The following is an 18,489-nucleotide window of genomic DNA, read 5'->3' on the forward strand; positions in this document are numbered from 1 at the left end:
TATAGAAGCGGAATTGTTGAAGTCAGCAATACAAGTTTACCCAAAATTGCTGATCTCTGTCTAGAATTGTTCAAAATGTTCAAAACTCATACATTAAGCAAACATGATTGCAAACATTCCTTTGCCAACATTATAAATAGGGTTTGCTGAAAAAGTCTTTTGGTATTGGTAGGAGTCAGGAGTTAGGAGTCAGGAGTTAGGAGAAATGGGAATTATATAGGAGGTAGTCGGAAGACTTGTCCCTTTATTTTTATGCTCTTGTCTGCCCAAAAGGCTAAGTTATTGAGCTTTTTCGACCGAAAAGCTGGCACTTTTTTCGACCCAAAAAGGCTAAAACCTTTATCTTTCAATGCTTTGAGAGTTAATCAGCAAGCCCTAAATAGCAATCCTAAATCATTTGTAAAATCACTGGACTTATTAAAAATTAGCTCCAAATCTGGTATCATCTACCTTCTGGATTCTGGCTTATGCCTTCTGTCTTAAAGCAGCCCATTTATTTCACGAATCAGATAGGATTGCTACAGTCTTTGGGAACATAATTTTTATCCCTATCAAACCGTATATTTACAAGTTTGCATAACATAACATGATTTGTTATTATTTTAAATAATAGTATTTACGTTTTTTTTACTGAAACATAATAAACTAATATACTAGAGGTTTTTGGCATTCAAAAACCTACAGCAAACATCTTCATTATTAAATCTATAAGCAGGTTTTTTATTATTAATATCACCATTCGTGTTAATTAATTGTTAGCGAAAAATTATGGTAATTAACATTCAACAACAGAAAGCAAAATTTCCGACGATCGATATCAGTTCATCCCCTAAAGTCAATCGCATAACAGCTCTAAACTATTGGCTACTTTTTCTTTATCGTTACTACTTCGTGGGGCGCAAGAAACATGGACCTTATGGCTCACCTTGGTGTGTTGAGCAAATGAAAAAAATTGAAAATAGCATTAAAACTCACTCTATACCTTATGGAGACGCACCCACACTGCCAATTCCTGAATTGAGCATTGATGAAATTTCTCCAGAACAATTTCACGAAGTATATCTTAAAGCTAATACTCCGGTTGTCTTTCGGGGAGCAGCAAAACACTGGAAAGCTGTGCAAACTTGGACTCCCCAATTTTTTGCTGACAACTATGGAAACGAATTGGTGTCCACCCGCGTCCGTGCTAACGAACTAAATGAAGAGGCACTACGCTACGTAGATATTCCCGTATCCGAGGTCGTAGAAAACATCAAAAACGGTGGAACCTATTATCCCGGACACACTGAGGATTTATTTAACAGAAATCCTTCACTGCGTGATGCTCTCGATCTCAAAACACTTGGAGAATACTTGAGTATTCGACAAAAAAGAATCATGTCAACCCAGCTTTTCATGTCTGCAGGAGGGGTGCGTTCGGGATGGCATTCTACCGGAGGGCCAAACCTTTTTACCATGGTATATGGGCGTAAAGAATGGACTTTAGCTCATCCTCAGCATTCTATGTGGATGCATCCGATAACTCGCAAAGATATGTTTTATGCGGCTACCATGATTGATTGGAAGAAGAGCCATGACGAAATTGAAGCGGATGGATATCCCTTATATCGCTACATCCCCAAATTCACTACAACCTTAAAGCCGGGGGATGTTCTGTTTTCTCCCCAGTGGTGGTGGCACTGTGTAGATACTCCTGAGCCTTCTATTGGCATTGCCTCACGAGCTATCAACAATCTGCTCATAGGTCATGAATTATTCTCGTTGATGTGGATTACCTCAAATCGATTCCGCCAAACCGTTTGGACTTGTTTCAAAGATGGTTGGGGTTCAGATGCAGCAAGTGGTGCAAAACTTGCCTTTGAGTTCGATCAACAAGAATTTACCAGAAGAGTATCTATATAAATTAACTCATCCCCGCAAAAGACAGAGGGGAGAAGGGACAAAGACTTGTAAGTTCGATTACAAGCTTCAAGGGTGTCCGCTCCCTAGACTTAGACTATAGTCTCCTCTGTGTCAAATAGCGGAGGTAATTTAACAGTTAACAGTTAACTGTTACCTGTTAACTGTTAACTGTAATGGGATTCATCTTTGGGTTCGGTGTCCCTGAAAATAGGGGTGTTAACTGATAACTAATAACTGATTTAAGGAGGTAATTATGGAACCAGCTCTTTACTGGTATTCATTATCTGTTGTTGTCCTGTTTTTGAAGATGTTTGCACTTTCATCTTATCAAGGGTTTTATCGTCTCAGCAAGCGTGTCTTTGTGAATTCAGAAGATGCCCAAGTCTTTAAGAAACCAGCCGCAGAGAAAGAATTACCTCAAGTCCGGCGAGCAGCCCAAGCTTGGCGTAATGACTTGGAGAACATTCCCATCTTTTTGGGTCTCGGAACAGCTTATGTCCTGGTCGGAGCTTCTCCCAAAGCCGCAACTTTGCTGTTTCCTCTTTTCACAATTGCGCGGCTGTTGCATACATTAACCTATCTTCTCGGTATACAGCCCTGGCGAACTGTTGCTTATGGAGTGGGAATCCTTTGTCTATTTGCTATGAGCTGGAATATAGGCACAGTCTTATTAGGACTAGGCTAATCTAGTTCATCGTCAATCTCTAATACATACTATGATGTGAAAGTATCAAAACATGGAAAAAAACAATTCAGTTACTATGGAATTGCTGGACAAAAAGAAACGAATACATAGAATTGGCTATAATGAAGCCTATAAGTTTTGGCAAGCTGAATGGAATATTGCTATTAAGGATATCGGCTTGGAAGGGTTATCGGTAAAAATTTCTGACAAGTTTATTGCTGCTGACGAAATACTTGTTTTTCGAGAAGGTCATAATATTGCTGCTCTTGGACTCATTAACTACCTAGATTTTAACCTCGATGCCTATAAAGATATTTCGTATTTTAAGGCTATGACCGAGGAATCGATGGATTTCATAGTCAATAACGGATACAATAAAATTATGATTTCAACCTACAACATTGTCGGTAAGCAGTATCGACGAGTTAAGGTAGGAAACACAATTATGGCCATTGCTTTACCCGGTGTAGTGCTAAAAATACTCCAGTATCAACCAGACTTAGATCTAGGTTTGGGAATGCCTTTAATTCCCTCTGCTAATCACCGGACATTATCCAGGTTAGGTATGACAAATCTACCGGGGGGATTAATCACAATTCATAACGTTCAAGCTCAGTTCATGTACGTCAACCAAGGGGACGTGAATCTTGGTAAGTACGATGCAGGTATTAGTTCTTTATTTGCTAACAGTAAAATAGCAGCATAATCTACGTAAAACCAATATGATTATACAGGATATTTGTTAGTATTTTAGTTGCTACAAAATCCAAAAATAAACTCAGTTTATACATATCGACATAACATATTTGGAAGATAAAAATGACACCATCTATGACTTCAGCAGACTATTTTCTCAACCGAAGCTTACCTCTACTAACCCCTCAGGGTATAGAACATTTAGCCACAAAAAAAGTTGTTGTAGCTGGATGTGGCGGTATCGGGGGCGCAATGGCTTTGACTATGTGTCGCTTGGGAATTGGTGCTTTTCACTTAGCAGATCCTGCGGATTTCGATCCCCCTGATATGAACCGACAATGGGGGGCTATGGGTTCAACTATGGGAAAGAATAAAGCAGAGGTTTATCGAGAACTCGTTTTAGATATTAATCCTGATGCTCAAGTCCAAGTCTTTAACCAAGGTCTTACTCAGGATAATCAGGATGAGTTTCTCAAAGGTGCGGATATCTTGGTGGATTGTTTGGATGCATCAGTCCCCTATGAGCTTCGAGAAACCATGCATCAAAAAGCCCGTGAATTAGGAATATTTAGCGTAGTTGCCCCGATTTTGGGATTTGGTTGCTTTGCTCTGTGTTCTTCACCTGAAGGTATGGGTATGGAATTCTGGACGCGGACTTTTCGCAATGCTAAACAGTCCACTGCTCTTCCAGACATTTTCAAAGAGTGGTTTGTACCGGAGCAAATTGATGTTATTGGCAAGAGTTTGCAAATCGGGAAAGTTCCCACACTCGCCGTCGGTCCGGTAATTGGTAGTTCCTTACTGGCAACTGAGTGTATTGCCTATTTGCTAGACGGAATTATACCAGGCTCGAGAAAGCCTATTGTTTTACCAAAAGCCATGTTCTTCGATCTGTTTCGGATGAACTATAAAATTGTGGATGTAACTGAAATTCGCCCTCAGTTTGAAGGAGAAGCTGCATGAATTTTGCTGAAAGGATGCAAGTTTTGGAACTAACAGGACATAATCTGGATATTGTTCCGGGTAAGCATATCGAACTCGATCTTCAGACTGATAGTCTTATGCACCAATCCTTGTCTGTGGTTGGTTACGAGTCGAGTCCAAAACAAGGTTCTGAGTCTGTTAATCCCGAACAAATATTTAGCAAAAACTTTGGATTTCCTTATGTTATGGCTGTTTCTCAAGGGAGATTAGCTGAGGCAATTTTAAGCCATGCTATTATCCGAAATGGTCACTATATTCCCGGGAGTGCTCTGTTTCCCACCACTAGAATTCATCAAGAACGTAATGGTGGAACATCTGTGGAAGTGATGTGTAGCGAGTCTCTAGACATAACTAGCTCATATCCTTTCAAAGGAAACATTGATGTCAACGCTCTCGAACGGGCGATTAACACTTATCATTCCACTTGGATTCCCTATATTTGCATTGAGCCTTGTAACAATGCTGTTGGTGGACATCCCATGTCTCTGGAGAATATGCGCTCGGTTGCTGAGTTAGCTCGTCATTATCAGATTCCTATATATTTGGATGCCTGTCGAATTGTCGATAATGCCTTAATGATTCAGGAGCGAGAGCTAGGATATCAAAATACTCCTGTCGATGAAATTATCCGTGAATTCTGCTCCTATGCAGAGGGTTGTACCATGAGTGCCACTAAAGATTTTCCCACTCCCATCGGCGGCTTTCTGGCAGTGCGAGACCCCAAGTTATTTCATCGTTGTCTGGATTACTTAATACTTTTTGGTGCTGGTTTAAGTTGCAATGGCAAAGAAATTATCGCCCGTGCTATAATTGACATGGATAGAGTTTATTCCTTGGTTCGCCGACGAATCAATCTTGTCAAAAAACTGCACTCTACTCTAGAAAATCACCAAAATTTGGTTCAACCGGCTGGAGGACATGGAGTATTTATTAATATCAGTGCCGAGGATTTGGACATTCCCGATACTCATCACCCAGCCCAAGCTTTTCTGTATCAACTGTTCAAAGATTATGGGATTCGCGGTTCTCTTAATCCTAGCTCTCCAACTCAGATAGCCAATAAGATCTGCTTAGTTCGTTTTGCTATACCGATTTTAGGACTAGAAGAGCAGGCGATTGATAAAACTGCTGATGGTATTTCTAATCTTTTAACAGCCAAAAATACCATTCAAGGGCTAAAGCTTGTTGACAAGGGTTCGGGTTTAACGGGATTTTTGAGAGCCCAGTATCAACCTATGGATCGAGTTAGCATTAATTAGTTGTGTTTGAATATGATCGATCTCTATTTCTGGCCTACACCGAATGGTTATAAACCCTTAATCTTTCTTGAAGAAACTGGGCTGCCATACCAAATCAAACCTATAAATATCCTGCGAGGAGATCAATTTAAACCCGATTTTTTGGCGATCGCACCCAATAACCGCATCCCGGCGATCGTTGATGATGCCCCTGCTGAGAGAAATCAACCCTTTGCTTTGTTTGAATCGGGAAGTATTCTCATCTATCTCGCAGAGAAAACCGGTCAATTTTTATCATCGAATTTACGGACTCGCCACCAAACCATTCAATGGCTGATGTGGCAAATGGGTGGAATTGGTCCAATGATGGGACAGGCGAATCATTTTACTCGATACGCTCCAGAAGATATTCCTTATGGCAAAAAACGCTATGTCAACGAATTCAAGAGGTTGTTAGGGGTAATGGAAAAACAATTGAGGGATAGAGACTATCTGACAGAGGATTATTCGATTGCAGATATGGCTTGCTATCCTTGGATCGCCTTTTCACACCTCATTAATGTTCAGCTTGCTGATTTTCCTAAAGTTGCCAAGTGGGTCGAGCGGATTGCCGAACGTCCAGCCGTCAAACGAGCCTACCAAGTGGGTGAACCTATTCAAGGTGATTACCAAATGGATGAGGAGGCACGTCGCTTACTATTTGACATCAAGCCCAAGTGAGGGAATTTAGGAGTGTAGAAGTTTAGCAGGATAAAATCACTCAAACAATTGTAAATGAGTTTTTAGCTGTACTTCTACACTTCTTAGTCCACAAAGTTTTGGGATTACTTGTCATCCTGTTAGCCGTCCATACAAATTAATTTGAATCTAACCATAGGATAAATAATGCCATGATTACCGTAGAAAAAACCAAAATCTATCAAAACGAATACCAAAAAAAAGCTGAATTAGCACGTCAACAGTTTGCCGCAAGAGATGTGGTTAAGGAGCTATTCACACAAGAAGTTGAGCCTAAACTTCTGAAACTATTTATGATTCATTGGAGTGCTTTGAGTGCGGGTTTGACTGAACCAATCCCTGTATACTTAGAACGTGCTGGAGAAAGATGTCAAAACATGGACTTTCAGGAGATGGCAAAGTTTTTCTACGAGCATGAAGAAGAAGAAGACGGTCATGAAAACTGGGCGATCGAAGATGTGGAAGAACTTGTTGCCATTTGGAATCAGGAAGAGCCTAACTGTCAGCTAGATGCTCAAGAGTTACTTGCTAAGAAGATCAGTCCGGCTGTGAAACGTTATCATCAGTTGCACGAGCGGGTTATTGAAGGTGATTCCCCCTGGGCAGAATTGGCAATTGATGTGGAGATCGAACTGCTCTCGACGACCTACGGACCTATTCTAGTGAAAAAATGGGTTGATTGTATGGGACAAGCCTCTTTATCTAAGGTTAGTTTTCTGCATAAACACGTCCTTGCTGATGTGGGGCATACCGATACCAATTTTGAAGTTGTTGACAAGTTTATTTCCGATCATCCTGAATCTGTAGATACTTTAGTAGAAACGGCAACTGACGCTCTTAATGTTTATGCTGACTTTCTTGAGGATGCCATGACCTATGCGAAACAGGTATATGCCCGTATGTAAAGGTATAAATCCTAGGATTTACGCACTCAGCTATTGGTGAAGAATGAGTGTGGGATGTGGGGGCGTAATGCTTGCTCCCACGATCGGTAGATAAGGATTTTATGTTTTACTATGAGAGATTAAACTATGAGCAAAACCTGTCAAAAATGCTTGTTGAGTACACAAGTCGAAGGAGTCAACTTAGATACCCACGGAGTATGTAACTTCTGCCGAGAGTGGGAAAGCCAAGGCAAAGACGATCTTCAAAAAGAAAGAGAACGAGCTTTACGACAGCAAGACCTAGAAAAAACATTGAGAAATCCTTCGGGAGAAGGGGAATACGACTGTATTTTGTCTTTTAGTGGCGGTAAAGATAGTTGCTATCTACTTTATAAACTGGTGAAAGATTACAATCTACGGGTTCTGGCTTACACCAGCGACTTTGATATTCCCCCGAATACTTGGGATAATATCCGTCGTACAGTGAAGCATCTCAATGTCGATCATTACGTAGCAACTCCTTCAAAGGAACTTTATCGGCGATTCATTCGCTATCTTTTATGTAACCAAAATAAACGCGGTGCTGTTCATACGGTTTGCTATTTTTGGTTAGATATCAGAGAAGGAGACATTCTCCGCTTGGCAATTGAAAAGAACATCCCTTTGATTATCACCGGGTATTCTCCAGGCCAACCGGATCCAGAGCGTATGCTTTACGAAATGCCTCAAGAACGAATAAGGGAAGACTGGACTCCCTACGAATTGTTTGAAAATGGTTTATTTGAAGATTCTGATAAATCTCTATTCTGGAATCCTAATATATATGGAAAAAATGCCAAATTTCCTCGCATTATCGCTCCCTTTCATGCTTGGAATTACAATCAAGAAGAGGTGATGGAACGAGTTGTGGAATTGGGTTTAGCTAAAAATCGTTGGTATGTGAATCCAGTTCTAAGCAACTTTACTTTGAATTGGCTTTTGATTTATTCCGATCTAAAAAACTTGGGCTACAATCCCTATAAGCCTGAGTTTTCCCAGTTAATCCGCGAAGGAAAAGCTCGACGCTCCCTATGGCGGTTTCTCTTCTCCCTCATTGATTTTATGGCACAAAATAAAATCTTGTTAGGACGACACGTTACTCGCTCGTTACAGTGGCTGGACTTAAAGCCAGAGCAGCTTTGCATCAAAGAGACCGAAACTCGGAAGCTTGCCAAAATTGTTTGATTTAGTAGTCTCTCAAGGGAGAAATGAAGGATAGTTTATAAACAATGGTACTCAATAAAATTAATCCGGAATATTTCTCTATACCAGGTGAATGTTTAAATCTATAAAATCCGGAAAATGGTAGTGGTATACAAGTAGTGATTTTAGCTTCCGAAACCTTGACCAGACCATAGCAAAATCACTACATCTTTACCACTATCCGGAAAATTTAACTTATAATATAAAATCCGTTTATTATAGGTTATTTCCCTAAATATTTAAATCAAGTATAGGCAATAATTTTGATTGTTTTGAATATAATTTTATTAAACATGATTTGGTGTAACTTATTATGTCAATGGAGGAATTAATGAAAAATAAGCTTCTTAGTTCAATGGCAACCATCCCACTCATTGTGGCTGGCATAGTAACAGGAACTAATGTGGCAAATGGAGCTACATTGGGAAGTCGTATTGAGTTTTCTGGCTATGTCTTTGGCAGCCTTAACCAGATGGATTATATTGATTTATCAGCTTCTCCTCTGGCACCATCTCCTAATGTTTTGGGGAATTTTCAAGTTAATGATGCTACTGGTTCTTTTGCCCCGGCACTTACAAATCCTTCACGACTAGGGACAATCCGGGATTTTACTGAGGGGAATACATCGGGAATAATTAATCAAACTGGTCCAGTTTTAGATAGTTCTGATCATCCAGCTTTTTACATATCGGACTTTATTCGTCTTAACGTTCCTGGCTTGGTTAACTTCACGTTTCAGTTAGAAACTGTCGATCGAACTGTTGGCATCGATCCTAATTCTCCTAATCCCGCCGATCCTTTAATTACTGGAATATCCGGCACCTTGACCGGCACACTAACTGACTTGATAACTAATGAAGTTCAAGCCGCAGTAGGAACTTTTGTGCCCAACTTTCCTGCGGGGATCACGATAAGTCAATTTACTCCTGACAACTTCCTAGGTCCAGCCTCTTTCAACGGCTCCCTTGAAGTTGTATCTGCGCCTACATCCATACCTGAACCTAGAACCAATGCTGGCTTGGCTCTATTTGGATTCCTTGGTCTAGGCTATATGGTCAAGCTTTCAAGCTGGAAAAATTTGAAAATCTAAATTAATCAATTGTTGATTAGAAATTATCAAGTGTCAATTAATAACCAATAATGGAGAATCTGATGAAAAATAATTTTCTTAGTTCAATCGCAACCATCCCACTAATGGTAGCTGGTGTAGTAGCAGGAACTAATGTAGCAAATGGAGCAACATTGGGAAGTCGTATTGATTTTTATGGCTTTGTCTTTGGCAGTTCCAATCAGTTTGATTATATTGACTATTCTACTTCTCCTCTGGCACCATCTCCTAATGTTTTGGGGAATTTTAAAGTTAATGATGCTACTGGCTCTTTCGCCCCAGTACTCGCAAATCCTTCACAACTAGGAACAATTCGCGATGTCCACCAAGGTATCTCATCTGGATTAATTACACAATCAGGCCCGTTGTTTGATGGCTCTGACGATCCAAGTTTATATGTCAGTGACTTTATCAGTCTGACGATTCCTAATTTAGTTGACTTCTCATTTGATTTAAAAACTGTTGATCGAACTGTTGCCATCGATCCTAACTCTCCTAATCCCTTAAATCCTTTTATCCTCAGTATTTCATCTATCCTGACCGGCACACTAACGGATTTCATAACTAATGAAGTTCAAGAGGCTGTAGTTACTTTTGATCCCAATGTTCCTTCTGGCATTCCTATCAGTCTATTAACTCCTGATACTTTCCTTGGGCCAATTGTTTATAATGCTTCCCTTGAAGTTGTTTCTAAATCTGTTCCTGAACCGGATTTTAATGGAAGTTTAGTTTTACTTGGGGGACTTGGTTTCAGCTTTATTTTGTCTAAGGGCAAAAGTTATACCAAATTAAACCATGTTGGCGACAGATCCTAGGAGTAGTTGGGATTGACTAATCCAGGGTAAATGCATTTTATTTTGACCTACTTGGGATAAGATTGATACGATCAGTATTTTTGCTTATTAATTTGGAAATCTTTGTTAGGTGCGCTTGACCCGTAATTAAATTCGCCACGGGTCGCACCTCTTGATGCAGTCGCTCATGGAGAGGGGCTGCATCGCTTCTGAGTAAAGCTTATAGAATTTAAATGCCAAAGCCGCTGTTAGCTACTCGCCCTTACAGAATCAATTGGTATTAATTTATTTTTACCGGTCTACCGAAGTTGCTATGTAATTTTTTTTTTAAAATAATTAAAAATAATTAGTATAATCACGCTTGGGCATAAATTTTAGTTTTTGATAGAATGATTTGTTATACATCAACCGGCTGATATGACTTAGTGCGCATTTCAGCAGTTTTCTGCATACTAGGTTCGGTAGAGCCATTTTTCCTTAAACTTGATTTTGATAATTGAAACGCTTATGTCACAGGATTTGTCTGATTTTGAACCGCTTGAATTGACTTTCGATAATGAAACTCGCACTGTTTTTCGCAAAGGTCAAGGGCCTGCGGTAATTCTTATGCACGAGATTCCTGGCATTCATCCTGGAGTTATTCGGTTAGCCAATGCTTTTTGTGATGCTGGTTTATCGGTTTGGTTGCCTTCCCTATTGGGTAAACCGGGTAAAGAAGTTAGTGTCCCTTACATTGCAACATCTTTAGCTCGTGCTTGTGTGATGCGCGAGTTTACTGTACTGGCAACTAGTAAAAACAGTCCTGTAACCTCTTGGCTAAGACTTTTGGCTCGATATGCTCATGAACAATGTGGAGGCCCGGGGGTGGGAGCAATGGGGATGTGTCTCACAGGAGGTTTTGCTTTGGCCATGATGATAGAAGAAACTGTGTTAGCACCAGTGGTTTGCAATCCTTCACTACCATTCGCCCTAACACCAGCTCGCCAATCGGCTCTTGGCCTTGATCAGGATACCCTCCAGCAAGCGAAAAGGAGGAGTGCCACAGAAGACATCTGCCTACTTGGTCTGCGATTTACCAATGATATCTTTGTTCCATCTGAGCGGTTTCAGAGACTCCGCGAGGAGTTCGGATCTAACTTTCTAGCCATCGAAATCGATTCGTCTGTTGGCAATTGCCACGGCATTAATCCTATAGCTCATTCAGTATTAGGTGTGCATTATGTCGATCAACCAGGTCATCCAACCGTAGTAGCAGAGTCTAAAACTGTTGCTTTCATTAGAGATCGTTTGATGGCGGAAATCTAGGGTTGGTGTAATCAGAGGCAACCTACTTCTGAAACCCTTGCTATGCAATAGGGTAATCTCAACTATTTTGTATAAATTTTACTTGACAAATTAGACGTTAAAGCTGTGAGTGCTCGCACTAGACAACCTGTTGGCAATCAAGGAAACTGCATAAAGATTGAACCCGTCTGTTTCAGATTCTCTCAACTGAAGTTACCCCGTGGATTGGCCTTGCTTAATAATGGAATGATTTTAAGAGTTTTGTGGAATCGGCATCTTGCATGGAATGGAAATTTTGCGTGGAATAAGCATCTTGCCTGGAATATCCACTTTAAGTTTAATAGTTACTTTATATAAAACCGGTACTTTGAGTGGAATGAGCATCTTTCCCGTTCCTTAGATTTTCGGGCAGGCAGGATGCCCACCCTACTTCTATTCATTCCTTTTTTGAGCAACGCCAGATAGAAATGCTTCCACCTCAGCTAATGTAGGTTGAGCTGCGATCGCACCAGGCTTGAGAGTCGTCAGTGCGCCTACTGCACTGGCATAGGTAACCACATCTTTGGCAACGGTTGGATCACTCAGACTGGACCGGTCACGGTGGCATAGTTGATAAATAATGCCGCCAGTAAAGCCATCCCCGGCACCGGTTGTATCCTGGACTGCTACAGAAAATGCTGGTAATTTACCTTCGTTTCCTCCCAGATAGTAGGCGCAGCCTCTTTCCCCGGCTGTGACTAATACCCCTTTGACCTTATCCAACCGTTGTGCGATCGCTTTTGGATCAGCAGTGCCAAACAAAAACTCTCCCTCCTCATCAGTCAGTTTCAGGAAGTCCGCTTGCTGGATAAAGTCTTGAATGATTTCAATGGCAATCTTGGCATCATTCCAAAAGACCGGTCGCCAGTTAACATCTATAAAGATAGAGACCTGGTGTTGTTGTGCTAACTTAACTGCTTGGTTAATTGCTGCCTTACTGTCGGGATAGGCTAATTCCAGAGTCCCCAATACCAGAAACTTCGCTTCCTTAAATAGTTCAGTAGGCAAGTGATCCCCTTGAAGTCGTGTATCAGCGAATTCTGTGGTATCGATATCACCAAATCCAGCAAAACTGCGATCGCCTGACGCATCTCGCACTACATAGACGATCCGTGTCGGAGCTGTACCATGACGCTGTACTCCCGTACCATCGACACCAACATCCTTTAACAACTCTACCAGTATGTCTCCTGGCTGATCTTGACCAATACAACCGATAAATGCAGTGGGTATACCCAGCTTTACTAAAGCACAAGCAGTATTCGCTGGTGCGCCACCGGGATAGTCTGTCCAAGACTCCACCTGTTCTAGGGGTTTTCCTGGCTGATTAGACAAACGGTCAAACAACATTTCACCAGCACAGATCACCTGGGGACTTGTCATGAGGCTATTCCTTACCTACCAAACGCAATTGAACAGTGATTCGGGCAGTCTATCGCCCATCTTCTCACAAGGAAGTGGCGCGCAAGTATTTCACCCAAACTGAAATCGTAAGCATTCAGCCGTCAGCCGTCAGCCGTCAGCCTTGTGGCACAGGCTTTGGCCTTTGGCCACGCTGTGCGAACGACGCTGTGAGGTAACTCAGCATTATTCCAATGCTTACTTGTTTTATTCCAAAGCTGATAGCTGATAGCTGATAGCTGAACGCGCACGCGTGCGCGTAGCGCTAATCGCTGTTCGCTGATAGCTGATAGCTGATAGCTGAATGCTTACCTGAAATCAAATTATACTGTAGGTTTATTATTATCTTCTGAGTAATTAACATAAGCGGGATTATCGGTATTTTAGTTCCCCTGTTTACAGAATAGTTTTAAGCAATAGTTTTGACTCTGTTGGGAAGTAGTTCTATTAGTGGAAATGGCAGGTATTTGATGCGATCACCTACGGTGCCTCTGTGTCCAACGCCGGGAAGTCTGTGAGGTGTACCTTAACTCTACCTAGTTTTCCGGAAAACGAATAAAACAAGGAGAAAAGTGGGCAAGCATAACGTCGCCCATTTCTCTCGTTGGGCAAAGCCAGCTATTTGTACTCGTAAATAAAGACGATAAAAATCGATTAATTGAGCGTTTTTATGAACGGAACAGCTAAAAGCGATTGGCCGTAGGCGGGGCACTATCAAAACTTCCTGAAATTTGAGAACCCCCGTGCTTTAGCCGGGGTCAGAAGTTACCGCAAGAATAAGGCAGCCTTTATGGTTGGTCGGCTATGAGCAAAAGGGTTAAAACTTTATGATTAAGGCTGCCTTATTCTAAGGTTTCGTCTCCGGGATGAAAAAGAGAGACTGGAAATATCGGCGTCGTGTCCTCTATTTGGCTTCTAACCCAACGTTCTATAAGCTCTCCGGCACTGGTGTTTGAGTCCTTCGCGGAAAGCTGCAACCACTTCCACACAGTATCTGTGAACATGATAGTGTGTGGTTTTTTGATCTCGTCATAGTAGACAGGAATTCCTCTCATTCTTTTTTGAGATTTATTTCTGTTTTTGTTTGACATTAATAGACCCTACGTATACACTAGTTTTATGATAACAAAAGGGTATAGGTTGTCAAATGTACAAGACGATCCCAATAAAAGCTAACTTTTCAAACGAAGAGAAAGTGTTCTGGGAGTTTCAGTGCCAGCAAGCTAACAGCCTGTTTAATTGCGCTGTTTACTATGCAAAACAAAAACACTACAAGTGGCTTGAGGAACAAAAAGCTTATACTACCTACTGGCATGGAGATGAGCTAAGGGCAGGGTGGAAAACCTACAAATGTACGACTAAATACCCTGAAATAGACAAAGCTCTAAAAATGTCGCCCCACTATAAGGCGATGGCGGCTCAATCTGCACAGCAAACTTTAAAAACTGTAGGGGAAGCGTACTCTAGCTATAACAAACTAGTGGGTTTGTACTACCAAGGAAAAGTAGATAGACCTAGGTTCCCTCGCTATAGAAAGTCTGGAGGTTTTGCTGCGGTGACTTTCCCTCGGCAAGCCCTCATATACAAAGAAGGTTTGTTTCACCCCTCCGTTAGCAAGGAAAGCAAGCCTGAATTATTAGTTCAAATAGCATTATCTCCTCCAGATTTCATTGATCCTGATTGGGTGAAAGAGGTTACCGTTCGTCCTTACTACGGACAGCTATGGATAGATTGGGTTATTGATGATAGAAAGCAACCAGTAACTGATAATCCAAATCTTGATTACTCTAACGCGATTGGAATAGACCATGGTGGCGATAACTGGCTAACCTGCGTTTCGACCTTAGGAAAGAGCTTTATTATTGACGGTCGAAAGCTTAAGTCAATGAACCAAGGTTACTGTCGCCTTGTGGCTAAGTATAAGTCAGGAAAGTCGGAAAAGTACTGGGACTCCCATCTGGATAAAATTCAGTTGAAGCGGAATAATCAGATGCGGGACGCCATAAATAAAGCGGCTAGATTCCTCGTTAATCGTTGCCTAAATGATGGAATAGGTAATTTGGTTTTTGGTTGGAACGAAGGACAGAAAAGCCTTTCTAACATGGGAAAGAAAGGAAACCAACAGTTTGTCCCCATTCCTACTAAGCGACTAATTGAAAGGTTAAAGCAGCAATGTCGTGAATATGGAATAAATCTGATTGTCACTGAAGAATCCTATACAAGCAAAGCGTCTTTCTTGGACGGTGATTCATTACCAAAACATGGTGCAAAACCCAGCGGATGGATCCCTTCAGGAAAAAGAGTTAGGCGTGGGTTGTACAGGACTGCCTCCGGAAAGTTAATTAACGCCGATTTGAACGGCGCTGCTAACATACTCCGTAAAGTAACCACACAGCCAATCGACCTGGCCAAGGTGGGTAGCGGGATTTTGACAGTTCCACATCGATATAATTTGTTCACTAACCTGTCTAAATTATATCGACATAAGGGTGAAGCGGTACGGGTTTACCCTACCGCGTAACATCCAAAGAGAATCCCCCGTGTTTTAACCGGGGGAGATGTCAAACATTACTGGCTTGCAGTTATCATTGATTTTCCTGTCGTCTATTGTTAACTTTTTGAGGCGACAAAGATAACAAAAGCAATATTTGCCGATGACGATCAAATAGGTATACTTATGAATAAGCGATCGCATTCCCCGTCAATGGTGCGATCGCTGATGCAGTAAACATAATTCACTTAGATTAATCATGACACAATATTTTTCTGATGAAATAGCCGATCGAAGTGAAATCAAACTAGGGGAAGTCCTACTGGACGTTTTCCTGATTCCTTCGACCAAAACGATATTAATTAGTCGAACACAAACATCATAAAGTATCGGTAAGCCCGAAAACTCGTTATTACAATTTTTAAAAGGCAAATCGCTAGAAGCCTCTCAGTGTAAAGTATTTCAATCGGATAAATGGCAAAAAGTGAAAGGCAGCAATAAAGCAATCGCTGTCACTTTCCCTCAAGAAGCTGCTTTGTACTGGAAGTACTGGCTCAAGCGAGGTAACAAGATAGCTGACAACCTGGTGACGGCCTCAATAGTCGAGTCGATCACCAGAAGAGCAGACAAAGCCTTTGGAATAGTTCGAGGAGAAGAGGAATACAACAAGCTCTTTAATGAAAATATGAACCTAAAAGCTGAGGTAATCGACCTTCGCAACAACGACCAATGTTGGAAGCACATTAATCAGGAACTGAATCAGCAACTAGAAGATCTCTCATTAGATATGGCGAACCCAGACATCCTGAAAGAAGAAAATGCCCGTTTAATGCGAATTCTGCGGAAGTACAACATCAACCCCTCAGCACCAGAGAATTACATCTGATCAACTCATTCCATCCACTTTTGCCCCGGCAGTCGCTGGGGTTTTCCATGATTGAGGCGATCACCTTAATCATGGAAAACCCTTGCTGAATCTTACGCCCGGCGTTTTTTGCGATCAAAAGCCTTCAAAGATATATGGGGCAAGGGTTTTACGCCCGGCACTTTTGAGGCTTCACCCAATCTGGATCGCAGACACCGACCAATCGGTCGATTACCCTGGTTCTCATCACAAGCAACCCCTAAACCTTTAGGGGTGTATACTTTACACTCACCTTCGGCCAACACAAGAACAAATAAAGGCCAACTAATATTAAGTGTAGTTATCTTTTAGTTATTCCTAACAGTAGTAAAAAAGATAATGATTTGACGTCTTAATGCCTGTAACGGGAGTTATTGGGACTTCCGTGGTGGGAAGTAGTTCTATTAGTGGAAATGGCAGTAATCGGATTTAGCAGTATTTCATTTTTCCCTCTAATTCCCTTTAAAATTAACTTTCTATTACTTTTGGTTTTGTCGGTAAAAATAACAGGAAGTTGAAAACTGACTGTAATGGGAACTAGTTCTACTGTCGGAATTCTGTCAACGGAACAGGGTTGAGTCCTGGAATTAGAATTGGGTCGTGTGTCGGTGACATGCCCAAGTACATGAAGTTGACAGATCTGTTTACACACCTGATACAAAAAAAAGATCTGATGACTGAGCTTAGAGGCGATAATATATTAGGGATTACCTTTCCCAAATCATAACAGGACTTATACAAGCACATTATTAGCAATAATGAAGCTAAAACAGATACTTAATCAAATCAAAATAAAAATACCCCGTCCACGAAAAACATCATACCTAGACATCAAAAAAATAGCTATTCAACTTTATAATAACCGTCAAATAACAGGTGTAAAAGGAACTAAGATAGAAGATAGATATCAAGCCGAAAAAATTGCAAACAGTCCCTTGAGGTTAGTATTATTTAAATGTAATCAACCACTTATAAAAATCGAAAAAAAGTTTTTAGAACCAGTTTTAGACTACCTCAACAGATTGGCATTAATAGAAATATTAGGACTAGTCGGTAATTTATCTATTCTTCTAGGCTTGATCATCTTTATCGCTGGGGAAAAAGATAGGCGAAATAGTGAAATTTATCAAGCATGGCAGGTGATTACAGCTGCACATGGCCAAAAAGGCAGTGGTGGTAGAAAAGAAGCTCTAGAGTTTTTAAACTCAAAGCCTAGGCGTAATCCCTGGTTTTGGTTAACCTGGGAGGAACAAAGTTTAAGTGGTTTGGAAGCACCAAAAGCTTATTTGAACGAAATTCAACTTTCTAATGCTGTTTTAAGCGGAGCTAATTTACAGGAGGCTGATTTATGGCAAGCTAATTTACAGAAGGCTAATTTATGGGGAGCTAATTTACAGAAGGCTAATTTAGTGAGAGCTAATTTTCAGAAGGCTAATTTAGTGGAAGCTAATTTTCAGAAGGCTGTTTTAAGGGAAGCTAAGTTACAGAAGGCTGTTTTAAGGAAAGCTAAGTTACAGAAGGCTGTTTTAATAGGAGCTAATTTACAGGAGGCTGTTTTATGGAAAGCTAAGTTACAGAAGGCTGTTTTAATAGGAGCTAATTTACAGGAGGCTAATTTATGGGGAGCTAATTTACAGGAGGCTAATTTAAGGAATGCTAATTTTAAAAATGCAATGTATACAGATAAAAGTACATTGGAAGCTGTTTGTGACAAACTTGATATAGAATATCCTTGTCCCACCATATTTCCTGAAAACTTTAATCCTAAAACTGCCGGAATGAAACTAATAAAAGAATCTAAGGATATACCCAAAGATCTACCCTGGCTCCCTTGAGCTGGGGATTCCCTTTTGTTGTTAATTTATTTACCGTTCCCTCTGTTCTCATGCAGAGAAAGCTTTTGAGCTATTTTTACCCACTGATTCCGCCACCTCTGTTGGTACTAGAGAAAGGATGGGGTAGTTCTTGCAGCGATCGCACAGTTTTGGGTTAGCGATCGCACTGAATAGTTTACCTAGTAAAGGATACAGCAATTTCTGGAAAGTACTTGACAAATTGCTCTTTTGCTTAACTTGTCACCAATGACTGATAGCTTACCC

At 40.9% G+C, this 18,489-nt stretch carries 18 protein-coding genes; 15 read left to right on the top strand and 3 right to left on the bottom strand.

Annotated elements, in window-relative coordinates; genetic code table 11:
* Positions 1 to 768 precede the first annotated feature (768 nt).
* From F6J90_RS37245 to F6J90_RS37295, 11 genes are all read left to right on the top strand, one after another.
* A complete protein-coding gene (locus F6J90_RS37245) occupies positions 769 to 1,902 on the top strand; it encodes a cupin-like domain-containing protein (protein WP_293106049.1) in 1,134 nt (377 codons plus the stop codon).
* A gap of 253 nt (positions 1,903 to 2,155) precedes the next feature.
* Entirely contained in the window at positions 2,156 to 2,587 is a 432-nt protein-coding gene (locus F6J90_RS37250) for an MAPEG family protein (RefSeq protein WP_293106051.1), read from the top strand.
* A 52-nt stretch (positions 2,588 to 2,639) separates the two neighbouring features.
* A complete protein-coding gene (locus F6J90_RS37255) occupies positions 2,640 to 3,293 on the top strand; it encodes a hypothetical protein (protein ID WP_293106054.1) in 654 nt (217 codons plus the stop codon).
* A gap of 113 nt (positions 3,294 to 3,406) precedes the next feature.
* On the top strand, positions 3,407 to 4,246 hold the full coding sequence (locus F6J90_RS37260) for a ThiF family adenylyltransferase (RefSeq protein ID WP_293106057.1): 840 nt from the start codon (positions 3,407 to 3,409) through the stop codon (positions 4,244 to 4,246).
* Complete coding sequence (locus F6J90_RS37265) at positions 4,243 to 5,526, top strand: beta-eliminating lyase-related protein (RefSeq protein ID WP_293106060.1); 1,284 nt, start codon at positions 4,243 to 4,245, stop codon at positions 5,524 to 5,526. The genes F6J90_RS37260 and F6J90_RS37265 overlap by 4 nt, the downstream gene beginning before the upstream one ends.
* Before the next feature lie 12 nt (positions 5,527 to 5,538).
* The gene (locus F6J90_RS37270) at positions 5,539 to 6,225 is read left to right on the top strand and encodes a glutathione S-transferase C-terminal domain-containing protein (protein ID WP_293106062.1); all 687 of its coding nucleotides are present in this window, start codon (positions 5,539 to 5,541) and stop codon (positions 6,223 to 6,225) included.
* Between the two features lie 170 nt (positions 6,226 to 6,395).
* Positions 6,396 to 7,148: a hypothetical protein gene (locus F6J90_RS37275; protein ID WP_293106065.1), complete on the top strand. Its 753-nt coding sequence runs from the start codon at positions 6,396 to 6,398 to the stop codon at positions 7,146 to 7,148.
* Positions 7,149 to 7,274: 126 nt separating this feature from the next.
* Positions 7,275 to 8,351 carry a hypothetical protein gene (locus tag F6J90_RS37280; protein WP_293106068.1) on the top strand — a complete coding sequence of 359 codons (1,077 nt, stop codon included), beginning with the start codon at positions 7,275 to 7,277 and terminating at the stop codon, positions 8,349 to 8,351.
* A gap of 349 nt (positions 8,352 to 8,700) precedes the next feature.
* Positions 8,701 to 9,459 (top strand): hypothetical protein, encoded by a 759-nt coding sequence (locus F6J90_RS37285; protein WP_293106071.1) that lies wholly within the window; start codon positions 8,701 to 8,703, stop codon positions 9,457 to 9,459.
* Positions 9,460 to 9,521: 62 nt separating this feature from the next.
* Positions 9,522 to 10,292, top strand: coding sequence for a hypothetical protein (locus F6J90_RS37290; protein WP_293106074.1), 771 nt, complete (start codon positions 9,522 to 9,524; stop codon positions 10,290 to 10,292).
* A 486-nt stretch (positions 10,293 to 10,778) separates the two neighbouring features.
* Positions 10,779 to 11,576, top strand: coding sequence for a dienelactone hydrolase family protein (locus F6J90_RS37295; RefSeq protein WP_293106077.1), 798 nt, complete (start codon positions 10,779 to 10,781; stop codon positions 11,574 to 11,576).
* A gap of 411 nt (positions 11,577 to 11,987) precedes the next feature.
* On the opposite strand, the gene F6J90_RS37300 is transcribed toward F6J90_RS37295, so the two are convergent.
* Positions 11,988 to 12,977 (bottom strand): carbohydrate kinase, encoded by a 990-nt coding sequence (locus F6J90_RS37300; RefSeq protein WP_293106079.1) that lies wholly within the window; start codon positions 12,975 to 12,977, stop codon positions 11,988 to 11,990.
* A gap of 35 nt (positions 12,978 to 13,012) precedes the next feature.
* Between F6J90_RS37300 and F6J90_RS37305 the strand changes: the two genes are divergently transcribed.
* The 3 genes from F6J90_RS37305 (at position 13,013) to F6J90_RS37315 (ending at position 16,372) form a co-directional block, all read left to right on the top strand.
* Positions 13,013 to 13,174 (top strand): hypothetical protein, encoded by a 162-nt coding sequence (locus F6J90_RS37305; protein WP_293106082.1) that lies wholly within the window; start codon positions 13,013 to 13,015, stop codon positions 13,172 to 13,174.
* 968 nt (positions 13,175 to 14,142) lie between these two features.
* The gene (locus F6J90_RS37310) at positions 14,143 to 15,516 is read left to right on the top strand and encodes a transposase (protein WP_293106084.1); all 1,374 of its coding nucleotides are present in this window, start codon (positions 14,143 to 14,145) and stop codon (positions 15,514 to 15,516) included.
* A 454-nt stretch (positions 15,517 to 15,970) separates the two neighbouring features.
* A complete protein-coding gene (locus F6J90_RS37315; RefSeq protein WP_293106087.1) occupies positions 15,971 to 16,372 on the top strand; it encodes a hypothetical protein in 402 nt (133 codons plus the stop codon).
* Between the two features lie 370 nt (positions 16,373 to 16,742).
* Here F6J90_RS37315 and F6J90_RS37320 read toward each other — a convergent pair whose 3' ends face one another.
* Positions 16,743 to 17,051: a hypothetical protein gene (locus F6J90_RS37320; RefSeq protein WP_293106089.1), complete on the bottom strand. Its 309-nt coding sequence runs from the start codon at positions 17,049 to 17,051 to the stop codon at positions 16,743 to 16,745.
* 97 nt (positions 17,052 to 17,148) lie between these two features.
* Between F6J90_RS37320 and F6J90_RS37325 the strand changes: the two genes are divergently transcribed.
* Complete coding sequence (locus tag F6J90_RS37325; RefSeq protein ID WP_293106092.1) at positions 17,149 to 18,225, top strand: pentapeptide repeat-containing protein; 1,077 nt, start codon at positions 17,149 to 17,151, stop codon at positions 18,223 to 18,225.
* A 48-nt stretch (positions 18,226 to 18,273) separates the two neighbouring features.
* Here the strand turns inward: F6J90_RS37325 and F6J90_RS37330 are convergent, their stop codons facing one another.
* Complete coding sequence (locus F6J90_RS37330) at positions 18,274 to 18,444, bottom strand: hypothetical protein (protein ID WP_293106095.1); 171 nt, start codon at positions 18,442 to 18,444, stop codon at positions 18,274 to 18,276.
* Positions 18,445 to 18,489: the final 45 nt, after the last annotated feature.

The sequence above is a fragment of the Moorena sp. SIOASIH genome (genome assembly GCF_010671925.1).
Classification (GTDB): domain Bacteria; phylum Cyanobacteriota; class Cyanobacteriia; order Cyanobacteriales; family Coleofasciculaceae; genus Moorena.

Coding starts and splice junctions, on each gene's coding strand:
- F6J90_RS37325 (WP_293106092.1), top strand. CDS start 17,149: ATGAAGCTAAAACAGATACTTAATCAAATCAAAATAAAAATACCCCGT.
- F6J90_RS37270 (WP_293106062.1), top strand. CDS start 5,539: ATGATCGATCTCTATTTCTGGCCTACACCGAATGGTTATAAACCCTTA.
- F6J90_RS37295 (WP_293106077.1), top strand. CDS start 10,779: ATGTCACAGGATTTGTCTGATTTTGAACCGCTTGAATTGACTTTCGAT.
- F6J90_RS37300 (WP_293106079.1), bottom strand. CDS start 12,977: ATGACAAGTCCCCAGGTGATCTGTGCTGGTGAAATGTTGTTTGACCGT.
- F6J90_RS37265 (WP_293106060.1), top strand. CDS start 4,243: ATGAATTTTGCTGAAAGGATGCAAGTTTTGGAACTAACAGGACATAAT.
- F6J90_RS37255 (WP_293106054.1), top strand. CDS start 2,640: ATGGAAAAAAACAATTCAGTTACTATGGAATTGCTGGACAAAAAGAAA.
- F6J90_RS37260 (WP_293106057.1), top strand. CDS start 3,407: ATGACACCATCTATGACTTCAGCAGACTATTTTCTCAACCGAAGCTTA.
- F6J90_RS37285 (WP_293106071.1), top strand. CDS start 8,701: ATGAAAAATAAGCTTCTTAGTTCAATGGCAACCATCCCACTCATTGTG.
- F6J90_RS37250 (WP_293106051.1), top strand. CDS start 2,156: ATGGAACCAGCTCTTTACTGGTATTCATTATCTGTTGTTGTCCTGTTT.
- F6J90_RS37290 (WP_293106074.1), top strand. CDS start 9,522: ATGAAAAATAATTTTCTTAGTTCAATCGCAACCATCCCACTAATGGTA.
- F6J90_RS37310 (WP_293106084.1), top strand. CDS start 14,143: ATGTACAAGACGATCCCAATAAAAGCTAACTTTTCAAACGAAGAGAAA.
- F6J90_RS37245 (WP_293106049.1), top strand. CDS start 769: ATGGTAATTAACATTCAACAACAGAAAGCAAAATTTCCGACGATCGAT.
- F6J90_RS37280 (WP_293106068.1), top strand. CDS start 7,275: ATGAGCAAAACCTGTCAAAAATGCTTGTTGAGTACACAAGTCGAAGGA.
- F6J90_RS37275 (WP_293106065.1), top strand. CDS start 6,396: ATGATTACCGTAGAAAAAACCAAAATCTATCAAAACGAATACCAAAAA.